18 protein-coding genes are annotated in these 17482 nt (G+C 50.5%); 3 read left to right on the top strand and 15 right to left on the bottom strand.

What is annotated here, in order from left to right; translation table 11 throughout:
* Positions 1-128 precede the first annotated feature (128 nt).
* Positions 129-1043 carry a LysR family transcriptional regulator gene (locus AC4GL5_RS01960; RefSeq protein WP_490381102.1) on the bottom strand — a complete coding sequence of 305 codons (915 nt, stop codon included), beginning with the start codon at positions 1041-1043 and terminating at the stop codon, positions 129-131.
* A 164-nt stretch (positions 1044-1207) separates the two neighbouring features.
* Between AC4GL5_RS01960 and AC4GL5_RS01955 the strand changes: the two genes are divergently transcribed.
* On the top strand, positions 1208-2161 hold the full coding sequence (locus AC4GL5_RS01955; RefSeq protein WP_490381101.1) for a DMT family transporter: 954 nt from the start codon (positions 1208-1210) through the stop codon (positions 2159-2161).
* Positions 2162-2279: 118 nt separating this feature from the next.
* Here AC4GL5_RS01955 and AC4GL5_RS01950 read toward each other — a convergent pair whose 3' ends face one another.
* The 3 genes from AC4GL5_RS01950 to AC4GL5_RS01940 form a co-directional block, all read right to left on the bottom strand.
* Positions 2280-2858, bottom strand: a complete 579-nt coding sequence (locus tag AC4GL5_RS01950; protein ID WP_490381100.1) for a Tll0287-like domain-containing protein — start codon at positions 2856-2858, stop codon at positions 2280-2282.
* Between the two features lie 247 nt (positions 2859-3105).
* The gene (locus tag AC4GL5_RS01945) at positions 3106-3339 is read right to left on the bottom strand and encodes a TIGR02450 family Trp-rich protein (protein WP_490381099.1); all 234 of its coding nucleotides are present in this window, start codon (positions 3337-3339) and stop codon (positions 3106-3108) included.
* A 17-nt stretch (positions 3340-3356) separates the two neighbouring features.
* On the bottom strand, positions 3357-3923 hold the full coding sequence (locus tag AC4GL5_RS01940; protein ID WP_490381098.1) for a lipocalin family protein: 567 nt from the start codon (positions 3921-3923) through the stop codon (positions 3357-3359).
* A gap of 185 nt (positions 3924-4108) precedes the next feature.
* Between AC4GL5_RS01940 and AC4GL5_RS01935 the strand changes: the two genes are divergently transcribed.
* A complete protein-coding gene (locus tag AC4GL5_RS01935) occupies positions 4109-5413 on the top strand; it encodes a hypothetical protein (RefSeq protein WP_490381097.1) in 1305 nt (434 codons plus the stop codon).
* A gap of 651 nt (positions 5414-6064) precedes the next feature.
* On the opposite strand, the gene cobU is transcribed toward AC4GL5_RS01935, so the two are convergent.
* Positions 6065-6595 (bottom strand): bifunctional adenosylcobinamide kinase/adenosylcobinamide-phosphate guanylyltransferase, encoded by a 531-nt coding sequence (gene cobU / locus AC4GL5_RS01930; RefSeq protein WP_490381096.1) that lies wholly within the window; start codon positions 6593-6595, stop codon positions 6065-6067.
* A gap of 176 nt (positions 6596-6771) precedes the next feature.
* Between cobU and AC4GL5_RS01925 the strand changes: the two genes are divergently transcribed.
* Positions 6772-7476 (top strand): SIMPL domain-containing protein, encoded by a 705-nt coding sequence (locus AC4GL5_RS01925; protein WP_490381095.1) that lies wholly within the window; start codon positions 6772-6774, stop codon positions 7474-7476.
* 75 nt (positions 7477-7551) lie between these two features.
* Here AC4GL5_RS01925 and AC4GL5_RS01920 read toward each other — a convergent pair whose 3' ends face one another.
* From AC4GL5_RS01920 to truA, 10 genes are all read right to left on the bottom strand, one after another.
* Positions 7552-8745: an O-succinylhomoserine sulfhydrylase gene (locus AC4GL5_RS01920; protein WP_490381094.1), complete on the bottom strand. Its 1194-nt coding sequence runs from the start codon at positions 8743-8745 to the stop codon at positions 7552-7554.
* A 172-nt stretch (positions 8746-8917) separates the two neighbouring features.
* Positions 8918-10435, bottom strand: a complete 1518-nt coding sequence (purF, locus tag AC4GL5_RS01915) for an amidophosphoribosyltransferase (protein WP_490381093.1) — start codon at positions 10433-10435, stop codon at positions 8918-8920.
* A 43-nt stretch (positions 10436-10478) separates the two neighbouring features.
* On the bottom strand, positions 10479-10952 hold the full coding sequence (locus AC4GL5_RS01910) for a CvpA family protein (RefSeq protein WP_490381092.1): 474 nt from the start codon (positions 10950-10952) through the stop codon (positions 10479-10481).
* A 93-nt stretch (positions 10953-11045) separates the two neighbouring features.
* A complete protein-coding gene (locus AC4GL5_RS01905) occupies positions 11046-11540 on the bottom strand; it encodes an SPOR domain-containing protein (protein ID WP_490381091.1) in 495 nt (164 codons plus the stop codon).
* Between the two features lie 78 nt (positions 11541-11618).
* Positions 11619-12941 (bottom strand): bifunctional tetrahydrofolate synthase/dihydrofolate synthase, encoded by a 1323-nt coding sequence (folC, locus tag AC4GL5_RS01900; RefSeq protein WP_490381090.1) that lies wholly within the window; start codon positions 12939-12941, stop codon positions 11619-11621.
* 14 nt (positions 12942-12955) lie between these two features.
* Positions 12956-13816 carry an acetyl-CoA carboxylase, carboxyltransferase subunit beta gene (gene accD, locus AC4GL5_RS01895; RefSeq protein ID WP_490381089.1) on the bottom strand — a complete coding sequence of 287 codons (861 nt, stop codon included), beginning with the start codon at positions 13814-13816 and terminating at the stop codon, positions 12956-12958.
* Between the two features lie 163 nt (positions 13817-13979).
* Entirely contained in the window at positions 13980-14783 is an 804-nt protein-coding gene (gene trpA / locus AC4GL5_RS01890) for a tryptophan synthase subunit alpha (protein ID WP_490381128.1), read from the bottom strand.
* An 8-nt stretch (positions 14784-14791) separates the two neighbouring features.
* Positions 14792-16012: a tryptophan synthase subunit beta gene (gene trpB / locus AC4GL5_RS01885; protein ID WP_490381088.1), complete on the bottom strand. Its 1221-nt coding sequence runs from the start codon at positions 16010-16012 to the stop codon at positions 14792-14794.
* Positions 16009-16623, bottom strand: a complete 615-nt coding sequence (locus tag AC4GL5_RS01880) for a phosphoribosylanthranilate isomerase (protein WP_490381087.1) — start codon at positions 16621-16623, stop codon at positions 16009-16011. Before AC4GL5_RS01880 ends, trpB begins: the two co-directional genes overlap by 4 nt.
* Positions 16624-16626: 3 nt before the next feature.
* A complete protein-coding gene (truA, locus tag AC4GL5_RS01875; protein ID WP_490381086.1) occupies positions 16627-17475 on the bottom strand; it encodes a tRNA pseudouridine(38-40) synthase TruA in 849 nt (282 codons plus the stop codon).
* Between the last annotated feature and the right edge of the window lie 7 nt (positions 17476-17482).

Raw genomic sequence — 17482 nt, 5'->3', positions numbered from 1 at the left:
TGAGTCTACCCGTGTACTCAATGATCGTAGACGCACGGTGCCTGTTATGAATCAAATAGGTAAACCAAGTCAAAGGGCATAATTATTCGATTGGCAACCCATTCGATAAAACAACTTGCGGTATGAACTTACTCCAGCAGCCTAACGTCTGCAATAAAGTCGATAAAGGCGCGCATTTTGCCCGGCATAAAGCGCATCGGCAGATACTGCATATAAACCCCGCCCTGAAAATCACTGTGCAGTTTCCACTCCGGCAGTACCTGTACGACCTCACCTTCCGTCAGTGCTTTTCTCACCACAAAGTCCGGGAAGATGCCGATTCCCAGCCCGTCTTTAACGGCCAGTAAACGCATCTCGGAATGATTATTCAGATAGCGGCCATCAACGCTGATCTTTTCTTTGCGCTCGCCCTGAGTCAGCAGCCAATGGTTATCCCGCTCAAACAAGCCAAGGGGAATACAGTCGTGAGCCATAAGATCGGCCGGTTGCTGTGGCTCTCCACGGTTCTGCAGATAATCGGGGCTGGCGCACAGTATCGAGCGCACTTGCCCGATGCCCTTACTCACCAGATGTTCATGGGGCTCTGCCGCCACCACAAAAACGATATCCACATCGTGATAACCAGGATCAAGCCGCTGATCCGTCACCTGCACATGCAGGGAGATCGCCGGATGCTGCTGCATAAACCGGCGCAGATGCGGCTCCAGCACCTGGCGGGCAAAAGCCTTAGGAGCCGCGATGCGTAAGCGCCCACGTACCTCGGTAGCCTCGCTTTCTGTGGCGGAGACCGCTTCACGGGCACTGTCGAGCATATTGCGGCACTGCTCGTACACCTCCTGCCCCAGCTGAGTGGTAGTTTGTCTGCGGGTGGTGCGTTCAATCAATACGGCGGACAGGGCAGTCTCCAGACGGGAGACCTGACGGCTGACACCGGAGGGAGTAATACCCAGTTTTTCAGCGGCACGGGTAAAGCTGCCGGTTTCCACCACCGCCACATAGGCCGCCATATCCGGCAACAGAGGAATCAGTTTATTTGTGTCCATGAATCACAAGTCTTATGAGTTAAAGCACGATTATCACACTACCGGTTTGAAGTTAGCATGCTCATCCATAAACAAACAGCGCTGTTTATCACGTCTGATTGCAAGGACAGGAATACCCCGCTGTGGGCCTAAAGGCCTCAGCATGCATCTTTAACAGGCTCGTTATGCAAACTGAAAGCACCCGTTCACTTTTTGGTCTGCCACTGAACCGGCAAAACCTTGTACACCTTCAAAACCGTCTGCCGGTTCCGGAACTGTCACTGCTGCTGGTGGCGTTTTTCTGGGGCACCAGCTATGGTGTTACCAAGGAAGCCCTGCTGTTTACCAGCGCGCTGGCCTTTATCGCGATCCGCTTTTGCCTGACCTCCGTGATGCTGCTGCCGCTGTTTCTGCGGGAGATGCGACAGGGCAAAACCGGAGATTTCTATCGGGCACTGCCCACCGGGGCTATTCTGCTGGCGATCTTTCTGGCAGAGACCTACGGCATCTTCCATACCAGTGCCTCACGAGCAGCCTTTCTGATCAGCCTCTGTGTGCTGATGACGCCTTTTGTTGAGGCCATCGTAAAGCGCCAACGCCCTGAACCTCTGATTCTGGGGTGTGCGTTACTGTCTCTCTTTGGGGTCTATCTGTTGACCCAAACCGAGCAGGCGGCAACCGTCGATAGCGGGTTCAGCTTAAACCTCGGTGATCAGCTGATTCTTCTGGCCGCTCTGTTGCGGGCGATTATGGTGGTAACCACGGAACGTCTGTCGAAAAACAGCACCCTGTCGGCGATCAGTACCACCAGCATTCAGTCCAATGTGGTGGCGGTGGGTGCGTTGATTATCTTTGCCTTCAGCGATTATCCGGTAGCCCAGCTACTGCCTCAGTCGGTAGGGTTCTGGCTGGCCGCATTCTATCTGGCCTTTTTCTGTACGCTGTTTGCTCTGTTTGCTCAGAACTACGGTGTACGCCACACCAGTTCATCACGGGTCGCTTTGCTGACCGGATCGGAACCCGCCTTTGGTGCCCTCTTTGCCATTATCTGGCTGGGTGAAAGTCTGAGCGGCATACAGCTGCTTGGGGGTGGTCTGATTCTGCTGGCCAGCTACTTTGCCAGTCGTCGCCAGCAGTAAAAATCAGTTGCAGGAAGAAAGATCGGCCAATAAAAAAGACCGGCTCTGAACCGGTCTTTATTCTCAATCAGCTTTATCATCAACAAGCGGCATCTGCTTGCTGGATATGACGCTGTATTTAAAGCTGTTTTTCCAGAGAGAAGGCACCGCGGAGATCACCCGCCTGAAAGCCAGTGGCGTTGTCGTGAGGGTAGAGCTCATTCAGGCGTGCGCTGACTTCTGGCTTAAGATTACTGCCGTGACAGGCCAGGCACTGTTCTGCTACAGGAATCGCTTTCATCAGACGCATAGTTTTCTCGCCATTATCAGCGGTTATCACTTCCGCATAAGCCAGTTTTTTAAGGTCTGCGCCCTGCTCAGCCTGTGTCGCAAACTGTTCCAGCACTTTTCGCTCCCAGGCATCCGGAGCATTCTGCGGATTACGCAACCGAAGACTGGTACGGCTGATCTGCCATCCCTTCATTCCGGAAATATCATCCGTCAGAGGCAGCGCCTTGGTATTACAAACTTCAATCGCTGCAGGCAAGCCGCCTTCATTCGCAGCGCTTTTCAGTTCGCCCATGAGGTTTTTTGCTAGCGACTGAATCACGGTTTTGGCTTCAGCTTTAAGCTGTTCAGGGCTTTGAGTTTCGGCCTGAGCCATCAGAGGGCTGCTTAAAGCCACAACCATTGCCGAAATTGTGAGGGATTTTTTCATCAGTTCACTCCTGCAGTATGTTGGCAGTTATGAAAACCGGACAACACAAAACAAATTAGTATAAGAATATTCTTTTAAGTCATAAGAGTTTACACGAAGAAAAACCCCAGCTAAATAAGAAGATACTAAAATTGTGTTTTTTTGCAGAATACATACCTGATCGATTAACGCCCAAGGCAGAAAACCTCTATGGGCTTACGCAAAGAGGAAAATGGGTAGGTCGCTGTCTCCCTCAGATGATCGCAGGCTATTTCCAGCCCTGCTTCCATCGGCTGGCATCTTTCAGATCCCGCCAGTTGATTGGGTAAAGGTTATGAGAGATCACCGCTTCCAGTTCGCAACGGATCACAATGCCCTCCTCATCGAACTCCACTTCCGTCACCAGAAAGTGCTTTTCCCGATCCATGGGCTCTACCGCTGTCCATTTACTGTGCAGCAACTTTTTGGGGTTGATCTGATTCTTTGGCGTGGTGTAGCTCATACCGAGTCCCCTTAGTCCTAAAGCGCCTCAGGCTCACCGCCAGGTTTACTGGCAGCTTTCTGATCCGGAAAGATCAGTTCGTCGGTAGCAAATCCCCGTTTGGCCGCCTCGGCAATAAAGCGCTGTTTCAACGCATCAGATACTTCTGGCGTTCGTGATAACAACCAGAGATAGTCGGTGTCTGGCCCTGAGATAAAGGCATACTGGTAGTTTTCCTGATCCAATTCAAACACGATGTAGGAGCCGTAGAAGGGACCAAAGAAAGAGACTTTCAGATAACCCTGATCCGCTGATTCAACAAAGTAAGCCTTGCCCTCAGCCTGCTGCCACTCTCCCTCTTCAGCGCTAAAGCCCTGATTAATCACTCGGACTCCGCCATCATCCCGAAGTGAATAGTTAGCGCTGATATGGCTCAGGCCACGCTCAAAAGAGTGATCCAAACGGGCAATCTCGTACCACTTGCCCAGATAACGATCCAGTTCAAAACCGGATACCGGGGTGACCTTTTCCGGCACACCGGTACAGGCAAACAGAACAAGGGTGCTCAATACGAATAAAGCTTTTAGAGACAACAGTATTCTCATTTTCGGAAATCCCTTATTAAAAATTAAATAATATCAGATGATATAACGTCAGATACCAATAAATAGATCATCATGAAATCAATTAATTTGTGACTCAATCAGCAAAAATAAAATGCACATATAGATATAATCCGTCATTGCCAGAAGAGCAGACTTAATAACTTCATGATCAAATGGACTCTCACATGATAATCAAAAAAATGCTACTACCCGCAGTACTTATTATATTGTCGGGGCCTGCATTCTCCGAAGAAATATCCCTTACAGACCCTAATAGCCCTTACGCCGATAGGAGCTGTCCGCTAACCCATCAGATAGAGCATAAAACATCCCTACCTGCAGACTGCCGTTGCGGTACAAATCGGAGTAACACCGGCGGTATCCATGTTTGTCAGCGCCCCACAGAAGTTGCCAGAAATATGGGGGTAAACATTGGTGAAGGGCCTTCATTTGCGAACTTCTATAACTCGCAAATTACTGGTGGCTTTATTGACTATGATAACAATGAACTCATCGCATCCGTGCAGTGGGATGCCGGTAAAGAATCTAAAGGTTTAGTTGTTGCTTATAATATGGACGACTGGTCACGCCGCTTTATCAGCGGTGATTCTCAGGATGAATATGGTCACAAGGTGATTGCAGAGGGCCCTTCATTCTTTGAGCTTAAAGATATCAAACCTGGCCCTGATGGCTTCTGGTATGGCTTTGGTTATGAGCAAGGAAAATCAGGCGGCGGCGCACGAGTATTCAAAATTGACCCTGAAACCGGTAACCGTTCTTTGGTTTGGGAAGGGCGCAATGGTAAATACGGACAATGTCCTTCAGGCCGAAAAACAGTCCGCAGGGAAACCCAAAAGTATGTCCAGTACACACAGGAAGGTTTCGCAGTTGACCCCAAAGATGGTTCATTCCTGATTGGGTTCAGCAATATAAAAATGGGCGGTGTTGGTATTGCCCGTATCAGTAATGATGGACAAAAGTGTGATTTCTTAACACTTAGCGGCCAGCGTGATGATGGACTTAAAAAAGGCCGTGGGTTCGATATGCGTGGCACCATGATGGGCTACACCTTCCATAATGGAAAAGTTTATGCACACTCTTCAGGTGAAAAGACATTTTATGAAATTAACCCTGACACCGGTGACCGAAAAGCGATAACACGAAAAGGCCCCAAGCCACCGGCATGGCGTCATGTCGTATGGGATGATAAGCGTGAAGTGTTTTGGATTTCTGGGAAAATGAACTCTGTTACCGTTACAGCTTATGACCCTGCTAAGAATAAATATCTGCTTGCCCATAAGAGTTGTGGTGCAAAGTATGATTGGGGCTGGTTCCCACTTTGTATGGGCGGCCCGATGAAAATTAACTCTCTTAACTATGGTCCTATGTGGCTCAATAAAAATACGGGTAACCTTATATTTGGCCAAGATTTGATTGGAATAGTAGAGTTTGAGCCTCATACAGGAAATTCTATTAACAGAAGTTTTTAGAAAAAATAACAAAAGGTCATAGAGTAAAACTTATAATCTATCTGTTAAGGAACCTCTGTGTCACTTAGTGGCTAACCCGCTTCAGCCGTTATCAGCAGACGTTCAAACTGCAGAGGTATTCTTACTCATTTCCGCAAGCCACTCGGCTCCGTTTCTCGCCTGATTTCCCGGTTTTACCGAGTTTCAGGCGCACCAACCCTATGACGCGCGAAGCTTGTCTGTGATTAACAAATTGGAAAAAACCAACAGCATATAGGTTCTGACCGTTTTTTCATGATCCCCTTGTAACGAGCGTTGTTATAACCCAAAACCTGCTTTACATACCGTAACAGATGTTCCATCAAGGCTTTTTCTGCTCGAACTTTTCTCTCTGATCATCCTTATCCCTCTGTTTGCGCTGACTAGGTCGTTAGACGATAAACCTAGATCTTTTTTTATGTTCCTCACGCTTATGCACACCGTGATAGCCTGCACTGAACCACCTCACACTCACTCTTCGTCACCGTGTAAACAGGTCAGCAACCCCACATCATGAGCCTTGGCAGAAGTGGCTTCCAGTTAGCGAAGGGAGCACTGAGACCATTGGCGCTAATATGCATCTTCATACCAAAGTAGCACTAAATGTTGATCATCCAATCATTAGGGGTCACTTCAACCAGTATTTCTTGCTTTTAAAACCTGAGGAATACCTGCCGTAACAAAGATGACTTCATCCGCGACCTCTGCGATTCTCTGATGCAGTCGGCCGGACTCATCGACAAAGCGCCTGGCCAGTTTGTTGGTGGGTACAACGCCCTGCCCGACTTCGTTACTGACCAGAATCAGATGGCCCTCAACACCCTGACGAAGAAAATCAAGGAACGCCTGCTGGCGTTCTGCCAGAGCCTGATCATCATCCAGCAGCAACAGGTTGGTCATCCAGAGGGTCAGGCAATCCAACAGGACGCAGCCCTTCTGATCACAGGCTTGAGCCTGAATCACAGGAATAATATCAAGGGGAGCTTCGGTGGTAGGCCATTCAGCAGGACGGCTACTCTGATGATGCTGAACCCGATCAGCCATCTCATCATCCCACACCTGTGCCGTTGCCAGGTAGTGCACTGCTAAACCACTATCAGAAGCTATTCTTTCCGCCAAAGCACTCTTCCCGGAACGGGCACCACCAAGAATAAAGCTAATCACATCCGCCTCTCTTCACTACATAATACGCGTTAACTAATCACAGCCAGCTTTGTGATAAGTTATGCTGAAGTCTGACACTGAACTTTGTCAGCAGTCCTCTGTCCAGAAGCTATCGGCTGTATCAGACTCTTAGCATGCTTCTGATCACAGCCTTCCGACAACGAAAGGATACACCCGTGAAAAATAAATTGATCGCTTTTGCCGGTTTTCTGTGGATGACACTGGCATTACAGGCCTATGCCCAGTCCCCGGAGCAACCTCATATTATCGTTCAGGCGGAAGGGGTGGAGTACACCCTGCCGGACCAGGTAACCCTGAGTCTGACACTGGAAAATGTCAGCCCACACCTGAGCAAGGCCCGTGATAACGTCGAACGCCGCAGCGAGCAGCTGTTACGCAGCATCCGCAAATTTAATCTGGATGACAAAGATATCGAAGCTGGTCAGGTGCGTGTTCAGCCGGAATATCGCTGGGAAAACAACAAACGCGTCCAGATCGGCACCAAAGTCAGCCGCAGCATGCAGTTCCATATCCGTGATCTGAGCATCTATCCTGATGTACTGGATGAGGTGTTTTCTGCCAAGGTCGATTCTATGGCACAGGTTATCTTCTCACACAGTCAGGCCGATGCACTTCAGCAACGTTCTCTGGCCAAAGCGGTGAAAAATGCCAAAGAAAAGGCAGAGCTCATGGCGCGTCAACTGGGTCAGAAGGTTGGTAAGGCTTATATGATCGAAGAGTCTGGCGCAGACCGTCCGATGCCGGTTGCCCGTAAAGAGGTGATGATGATGGCTGATGCCGCTCCTCAGCCACAAGCTGATTACCAGCCGGGTGAAGTTGCTTTCCGCAGTCAGGTTCGCATTGTGTTTTATCTGCGCTGATTCCCTGACAGCAGATAACCAAAAAAGGCGCTTCATCAGAAGCGCCTTTTTCATTACTGCAGGAAGTACGGCAGATCAGATTTTAGCCAATCCCCTAGCCAGATCCGTTTTCAGATCATCCAGTGTTTCAAGGCCGACAGCAATACGCAGCATACCATCAGTAATTCCCGCATCATCGCGTTCCTGCTGGCTGATACGTCCATGAGTGGTACTGGCCGGATGAGTAATCGTCGTTTTCACATCACCCAGGTTCGCTGTGATAGACATCATCTCGGTGCTATCGATGACCGTCCAGGCACCCTCTTTACCGCCACGCACTTCGATCGACAACACAGCACCAAAGGCTGATTGTTGCTTTTTAGCCAGCTCATGATCGGGATGCGATACAAGTCCTGAATAGTTCACCTTAACAACCTGAGGTTGCTGCTCCAGCCACTCAGCCAATGCCAGTGCATTCTCGCTATGGGCTTTCATCCGCAGATTCAGGGTTTCCAGACCTTTGAGGAACACCCAGGCATTAAACGGACTCAGGCTCGGGCCGCAGGTACGTACAAAACCAACAACCTGTTCCATATCTGCAGCATTACCGACCACAACACCACCGACACAACGTCCCTGACCATCCAGATATTTGGTCGCTGAGTGGATCACGATATCCGCACCCATTGCCAACGGACGCTGCAGAGCGGGTGTACAGAAGCAGTTATCAACGATCAACTTTGCCCCTTTGCTGTGAGCAATCTCGGCAACTCTCGCAATATCCGCCAGCTCACAGGATGGGTTAGACGGCGTTTCCAGAAAGTACAGTTTGGTACGTTCCTGGGCTGCCTCGGCCCAACCGTCGTAATTCTGAAGATCCACGTAGCTGATGCTGACGCCAAACTTCTTCATATACTTTTCAAACAGATTAACAGTGGAACCAAAAATATTACGCGATGCCACAATGTGATCGCCGGCTTCCAGCATAGCCATGCAGGTACTCAGGATCGCGGCCATACCAGATGCCGTACCGACAGCCTTCTCACCACCTTCCAGTGCTGCAATACGCTGTTCAAACATACGCACGGTAGGGTTGGTGAAACGGGAATAGACATTACCCGGCTCTTCACCGGAAAAACGGGCAGCAGCCTCAGCGGCTGAACCGAAAACAAAGCTGGAGGTCGGGTAGATCGCTTCGCTGTGCTCGCCCTCAGCGGAGCGGGTCTGACCGGCACGAACGCCTAAGGTTTCCAGCCCCCATTCATGGGCATTGATATCAAAATCGTTCATAGGGTGCTCTTTGTTAGCTCTGGCAGCCCGACAGATAGCTGCAAAGCTATGCAAACGGACAATAGGTAAAAGTCTCTGGCTAAGAGGTCAAAGCATGGAGAGGTTTCATTCAAAACGCAGCAGTGACAACCGATGACAATTTTAATGCCACCGGCTGCCTCTTAAGCCCGACTTAGTCGCCGGTACTGTCATTGTGCATATCAATTACAACATCGACTTTAGGATTTGAATCCTGTTTGGCATCATCGTTACGCTCTGCGTCGATACGATCAAGGTAAGCCTGATCAATATCACCGGTTACGTATTCACCGTTAAATACCGAACAGTCAAAGCCCTCAATCTCAGGGTTACCCTCTTTACCGCACTCGACCAGATCTTCCAGATCCTGATAGATCAGCCAATCAGCACCAATCTTCTGACCCACTTCGTCATCGGTACGACCGTGAGCGATCAGCTCCTCCGCTGATGGCATATCAATACCGTAAACGTTCGGGAAGCGTACCGCAGGGGCCGCAGAAGCAAAGTAAACATTCTTAGCACCGGCATCCCGGGCCATCTGAATGATCTGCTTACAGGTGGTTCCACGGACGATGGAATCATCCACCAGCAGCACGTTACGACCTTCAAATTCCAGATCAATCGCGTTCAGCTTCTGACGTACGGATTTCTTACGCTCGGTCTGACCCGGCATGATGAAGGTCCGGCCGATATAGCGGTTTTTGATAAAACCTTCACGGAAGGTCACACCCAGGTGGTGCGCCAGTTCCAGAGCCGAGGTACGGCTGGTATCCGGAATCGGGATAACCACATCAATGCCATGGTCAGGGCGTTCGCGCTTGATCTTTTCTGCCAGTTTCTGCCCCATACGCATACGGGATTTATGGATGTGAATGCCATCCATAATAGAGTCAGGACGTGCCAGATACACATGCTCAAAAATACAAGGGCGTGGGTTAGGCTTATCGGCACACTGCTGGGTAAAGATCTCACCCTGCTTGCTGATGTAGATCGCCTCACCCGGTGCAATATCACGCACCAGTTCAAAGCCCAGTACATCCAACGCAACACTCTCAGAGGCCACCATATACTCGGTGCCCTGTTCGGTTTCACGCTTACCAAATACCGCAGGACGAATCCCAAGAGGATCGCGGAACGCTACCAAGCCAAGGCCACTGATCATAGCGATCGCAGCATAACCGCCACTGCAACGACGATGCACGCGGCGGACAGCGTCAAAGATATCTTCCGGTGTCAGCTGCAGGCCCTGTTTACCCAGCTCATGAGCAAAAACATTCAACAGCACTTCAGAATCTGAGGTGGTATTGATATGACGCAGATCGGTATTGAACAACTCTTCCGCCAGATCTTTGGAGTTGGTCAGGTTACCGTTATGGGCCAGAGCGATACCGTATGGCGAGTTTACATAGAACGGCTGAGATTCTGCCTCGCTGGAAGAACCAGCGGTCGGATAACGCACATGACCAATACCAATATTGCCATGCAGACGTTGCATATGACGGGTACGAAAAACATCGCGCACCAGGCCATTACTTTTACGCAGAAAAAACCGGCCATCCTGGCAAGTCATCATACCGGCAGCGTCCTGTCCACGGTGTTGAAGGACAGTTAGGGCATCATAAATGGCCTGATTTACACTGCTATTGGCAACAATGCCGACGATTCCGCACATCTAGTATCACCTCTTGGGGGTTAGACTACTTCAAACAAAACAATTAACTGATCTGACTATCAACCAGGCCTGCCGCCTGATCTCGTAAATCTTCTAACATAGGGATAAACTGCGACTGGCTCCACCATGGGGCATCTTTCATTGAGGTCAGACTGACAACAGCCGTCAGAACCACCAGAATAGCCACGCCACGAATACCACCAAAAACAAAACCCAGAATACGGTCAAAGCCACCCAGCCCTGTTGCATTAACAAGGCTACGGGCAACCTTGGAAATCATGGAACCGAGGATCACAATCACAACAGCTGTCAGGACAAAGCCCATACTGGCACGTATCGTCTCGCTATCCACATAAGGAGCCAGCATCTCACTGACCTGAGGACCAAACATTCGAGCGATCATGATCGCCGCAATCCAAGTACCCAGAGCAATCAGCTCTCTTACCATACCCCGCATAAGGCCAAAAGCAGCGGAAAGCAACAGAATTGTAATAATAGCCCAATCGACCCAGACCATAACGACTCCTTACTTAATTTATCAGGCAGCTCACTTGCCCTGTTATTTGTATTAAGGCCTTAATCCTTGACGTTGCAAGCCTTTCATTCTGACCTACTGGCGCACATCTGCCATGGGATCATAGCTCACCATCAGCACGTTGATACCAAAGTCGGTTTTAAGTGACACTTTAACTTGATCAGCTTTTTTAGGATCGGCAAAAGGCCCCGCATATACAACAAAATAGGGAGCTCGCTCTCGCACATAGGAGCGAATCGACTTGGCACGAATGCGATCCCGTAACTTCATCGCATTGGCTTCGTCTTTGAAACTTGCCGCCTGAAGTGTCCACGCAGCCAGTGTATGACGTTCGGTCAAACCGGACTGCCACTGATCGCGCTGAGGCGCTTCTTTGACAATATCAGGACGTTCTTCGGGCACAGGTTTACGAACCCGGATCTCAGGCTTAGGAGGGGGTGCCGGAATGGGCGTAGTGGTTTGTGGCAGCTGGGGACGCTCGCCACCATCCAGCATAATCGGCAGGAAAATGACCGCGAGGGAAAGCAAAATAATGGCACCGATGATCCGGTGTTTTAAGCCATATTTCACAGATATGATCCTTTCACACTTAGCTCAGGGCGACCCTGTCTATCTGCGTTCGTAATAACTAAACCGGATATTAACATATCAGGCACTTAGCCGCTCTTTCTCAGCCAAAACACCGGCTACCGTAAAAAAAGAACCGAAAACAAAGACAAGATCCTGGTCACAAGTTTCCTCTAAGACACCATCGAGGGCTGAGGAAACATTCTCGAAGCTGCGCATGTTATCACATCCCTTGGCAGACAGGTGTGATTCTATGCGTTTCACATCGGTTGCCCGGGGGCCATCCAACTGGGCCAGATACCAGGCATCAAAGTGCGGAGCCATAATATCCAGCACAGATTCGATATCTTTATCATCCAGCATTCCCAGCAACGCGACCCGTTTGCCGGAAGGTGCAGGCAAACGCTTTGCCACATATTCTGCCGCATGGGGGTTATGCGCCACATCCAGCATAAAACGCCCGACACGTTGCATACGTCCTGTCAGCTGAGCCGTCGCAAGCCCCTGATAGATCGCTTTAGCAGACAGATCCAGCCCAAGACGCTGAATCACCTGCAAAACCGTCCCGGCATTGTCTGTAGGCAGGTTCACTTCCGGCAGCTGCAGATACTGCAAAACGACGTCGCCATCTGCATTCAGCTGCTGCCAGTTCCAGCCTTTCTCAGCCTCAGACCAGCGATACTGGTAGCCCAGCTGATCAACCGAGGAGCAACCCTGTGCTTCTGCTGTTTCACGAACAGAACCAACAATCTGCAGTGAACCGATAATCGCTGGTTTTCCGGCACGGAAAATTCCCGCTTTCTCCCGACCAATCTGCTCAATATCAGAGCCCAGCCAGCTTTCATGGTCCAGCGCGATCGTAGTCACTACAGACACATCCGGATCGATCAGATTGACCGCATCAAGGCGGCCGCCTAAACCCACTTCCAGAATCGCCACATCCGGCTTTTGCTCGGCAAAAACCAGAAACGCCGCCAGAGTACCGAACTCAAAATAGGTCAGGGAGATATCGCCACGGGCTTTTTCGATCGCAGCGAAAGCGTTGCAGATCAGCTTATCGGAAACCGGCTCACCATTGAGTGCAATACGCTCGTTGTAGTGCAGAAAATGAGGCGAGGTGTAGCAACCGGTTTGGTAGCCTGCAGCCCGCAACACACTTTCAAGCAGCGCAACCGTTGAGCCTTTGCCGTTAGTACCGGCAATGGTAACCACTTTACAGGGCAGCGATGTGATATCGAGTCGCTCAGCAACCTGACGCAAACGGTCAAGTCCCAGGTCGATTTCAGTGGGGTGCAGAGCTTCAAGATAGCCCAGCCATTCAGAAAGGGAGGCCGCATCAGCAGCAAACCCCTGAGATTCAGGGGTTTGCGTACCGGAGACCGAGGTACCGGATTTGGAGTTCATTGATCAGCGAAGGCTCAGTTGGCGGGCATAGCCGTCAGTTTACGCAGAATAGATGAGATGCGCTCACGCAGCTCATTACGGTGAATGATCATATCAACCGTACCATGCTCCAGCAGGAACTCACTGCGCTGGAAACCTTCCGGCAGTTTTTCACGTACTGTCTGCTCGATCACACGAGGACCAGCAAAGCCACACAGCGCGAAAGGTTCAGCAACGTTCAGGTCACCCAGCATCGCAAGACTCGCGGATACACCACCATAAACAGGATCAGTCAGAACAGAAATATAAGGAATACCCGCCTGCTTCAGTTTCTCAAGAGCGGCACTGGTACGGGCCATCTGCATCAGGGAGAACAGAGCTTCCTGCATACGGGCACCACCACTGGCGGAGAAACAGATAAACGGAATACCTTCTGCCAGTGCCAGTTCAGCCGCTTTAACAAAGCGCTGGCCAACCACAGAACCCATGGAACCACCCATGAAGCTAAACTCGAAAGAGCAAGCAACCACTTCAACGCCCTGAACGGAACCACGCATCACGATCAGCGCATCTTTCTCTTCAGTATCACGCTGAGCTACAGCCAGACGGTCTTTGTACTTTTTCGAGTCTTTGAATTTCAGACGATCAACCGGCTCAATTTCAGAGAACAGCTCGGTACGACCCTCTTCATCAAGGAACATACCCAGACGCTTACGAGCAGTAAGACGCATGTGGTGATCACATTTCGGGCACACATTGTGGCTCTTCTCCAGCTCAGGGCGGTAGAGAACAGTTTCACACTTAGGGCACTTGCGCCACAGGCCTTCAGGAATATTGTTACGACGGTTACGATCGGAACGAACGATCGAAGGTACAATTTTTTCGAGCCAACTCATAAGTTATTTACTTCTGTTATTCCGTATAACAGCATGGCCGCCCTCAGGCGACCAGCAGCGAATCTTTTTGAGATAAAGAACGCCCCTGAAAAAGGGGCGTTCTTGAGCAATAGGTGCAATATACCAAAACAACACGGATCACATAAAGTAAAGAAGCGTGTTTTTAGGCATCCATCGCCAAACGCATCTCTTTAATGCGCTCCTGAAGTGCCGGAGCGATCTTTTCAGGTGTTTCCGCCAGCTCAGCAATGCAGTTCACCAGGACACTACCAACGATAACGCCATCGGCCACCTGACTAACTGCAGCTGCCGAAGCACCATCGCGAATACCGAAGCCTACAGCCAGCGGCACATCCGTCAGTTCACGCAAGCCTGACAGCTTACTACCCACTTCTGCTACATCCAGTGTGGCAGAACCGGTAACACCCTTCACAGAAACATAGTAGAGATAACCGGAAGCGTGTGCGGCAATTTTAGCGGCACGCTGAGGCGTTGTGGTTGGCGCAACCAGGAAGATAGTGTCGATACCGGACTCTTTAAAGACAGGTACAACATCATCGGCTTCTTCCGGCGGCAGATCCACCAGCAGGACACCATCAACACCGGCTTTCTTAGCGTTAGCGGCAAAAGCCTCATAACCCATATGCTCAATCGGGTTCAGATAACCCATCAGCACGATCGGCGTGGTGGCATCTTTCTTACGGAAAGACTCTACAATATCCAGAACACCCTGAACACTGGCACCGGCAGCAAGGGCACGCTCACAGGCTTTCTGAATCACAGGGCCGTCCGCCATAGGGTCAGAAAACGGCATGCCCAGTTCGATCATGTCCGCACCGGCTTCAACCAGTGCGTGCATCAGGCCTTCGGTGTACTCAGGCTTAGGATCACCACCTGTGATATAGGGGATCAGCGCTTTTTTACCATCTGCGTTCAGAGCTGCAAACTTTTCTTCAATACGTGTCATCATCAACCTCACACCGTAATTCCATCGATACCTGCAACGGTGTGGATATCTTTATCGCCACGGCCGGAGAGGTTGATAATAATGTGCTGATCCGGGCTCATGCTTTGAGCCAGCTTGCGGCCATAAGCCAGCGCATGACTACTTTCCAGTGCCGGCAAAATGCCTTCAACACGGGTCAGTTCGCGGAATGCAGCCAGTACTTCGTCATCATTAGCCGCAACATAGTTAACACGGCCAATATCTTTCAGATAAGCGTGCTCAGGGCCAACACCCGGATAATCCAGACCCGCTGAAACCGAGTGGGTTTCGATAATCTGGCCATCGTTATCCTGCATCAGGTAAGTCCGGTTACCGTGCAGAACACCTGGCTCACCAGCACACAAAGGCGCAGCATGACGACCGGTTTCAACACCGTCACCACCGGCTTCAACACCGTACATCGCCACAGACTCATCCTGCAGGAAGGGATAGAACAGCCCCATCGCATTAGAACCGCCGCCCACACAGGCAACGAGCGCATCCGGCAGACGACCATTCTGTTTCAGACTCTGTTCACGAGCTTCACGGCCAATTACAGAGTTAAAGTCACGCACCAGCATAGGATACGGGTGTGGACCGGCAACAGTACCAATAATGTAGAAGGTATTGTCGACGTTGGTTACCCAGTCGCGCAGCGCTTCATTCATTGCATCTTTCAGAGTACGGGAACCTGAGGTTACTGCGTGAACTTTCGCACCCAGCAGCTTCATACGGTAAACGTTCAGGGACTGACGTTTTACATCATCCGCACCCATGAAGATTTCACACTCAAGACCCAGACGAGCGGCAACAGTAGCGGTTGCTACGCCGTGCTGACCGGCACCGGTTTCAGCGATAACACGGGGTTTACCGGTGTATTTCGCCAGCAGTGCCTGACCAATGGTGTTGTTGACTTTGTGAGCACCCGTGTGATTCAAGTCCTCACGCTTCAGAAAAATCTGTGCACCACCCAGCATCCGTGACCATCGTTCTGCGTGATAAAGCGGCGAAGGACGACCCACGTAATGGGCCAGATCTTTATCAAACTCAGCCTGAAACTCAGGATCTTTTGATAATTTGTTGTAGGTTTCTTCCAGTTCTTCTAACGCGTAGCTCAGCGTTTCTGAAACAAAGCGACCGCCATACGGGCCAAAGTGGCCTTTTGTATCCGGCAGTTGCAGAAGTTCAGCATAGGTGTTCGCCTTGGTCACGGATTTGCACCTCTAATAAATGCATGAATTTTAACGGGATCTTTAATCCCTTTTTGGGCTTCAACACCGCCTGACACATCAACCCCATAGGGTTGGAGTTGCTGTACGGCAGAGCTGATGTTTTCCGGAGTCAAACCTCCGGCAAGAATAAGTGGTCGCGGCAGATCATCAGGGATCAGATCCCAGTTGAAGGTTTCGCCAGTGCCCCCGGGAACTCCGGGTCGGTAGCTGTCCAGCAGCAATGCGCGGGCCTGCCGGTATTCCAATAATTGCTGCGACAGTGACGCTGCATCTTTTACACGAAGCGCTTTTATCCACGGACGGTTAAAAGATGTACAGAACTCAGCAGATTCATCACCATGAAACTGAATCAGGTCACAGTGACTGGTCTCTAGGATACGACAAATATCTTCAGCTGGTTCATCAACAAAAAGTGCAACGGTGGAAACAAAAGGAGGCAACTGAGCAATGATCACTCCGGCTTTCTCCGGGCTCACATAGCGTGGACTGGGTTTATAAAACACAAAGCCCAAAGCATCGGCACCTGCCTCAATCGCTTCTAACGCATCTTCTATTCGGGTAATACCACAGATCTTTACACGAGTTCGCATGACTCAGATATTCTCAGAACCTAACAGGGTTAAAAAATGCGGGCCAAGCTCCAGTTTTGGCAGACCAAAATGCTCTGGGTACTGAGCTTCAACAAAATAGAGGCCATTGGGCGGCGCAGTCACACCCGCCTGAGTACGGTCACGCAGAGCCAGCAAATCAGTAATCCACTGAACAGGTTTATCCCCTGCCCCCACCGGCAGCAGAGCGCCAACAATGTTGCGGATCATATGATGCAGGAAAGCATTTGCCTGAATCTCCAGAATCACCAGGCTGCCCATTCGGAAAACCTTGGCATTCTCGATATTACGCCACGGCGTATTGGACTGGCAACCGGCAGCACGGAATGAGGAAAAATCATTCTCGCCCAACAGATGCTGAACCGCCTGATGCATCCGTTGCTCATCCAGCGGGCGATCAAACCAGGTCATCTGATCACACATCAGTGCCGGACGAACACGCTGGTTATAGATCACATACCGATAGCGTCGGGAAATCGCTGAATAACGGGCATGAAACTCAGAATCGACCGGGACAGCCCAGCGCACAGCAATGCTGTCCGGGAGATTGGTATTGCAGCCAAAAGTCCAGGCTTTGCTGGAACGCACAGCCGTAGAATCAAAATGCACGATCTGAGCAGACGCATGAACACCCGTATCGGTACGACCCGAGCACATCACGGTGACAGGCTCATTCGCCACCTTGCTCAGGGCTTTCTCCAGTGTTTCCTGCACGCTTTTCACACCGGCCTGCTGGGTTTGCCAGCCATGGTAGCCTGCACCATTGTATTCAACACACATCGCATAGCGACCGGCACGGCCATTATCATCGGGAATTACAGGAAGCTGAATCATATCGAAG

Source organism: Oceanospirillum sp. (assembly GCF_982874595.1).
This window is presented reverse-complemented; position numbering and strand designations above follow the sequence as displayed.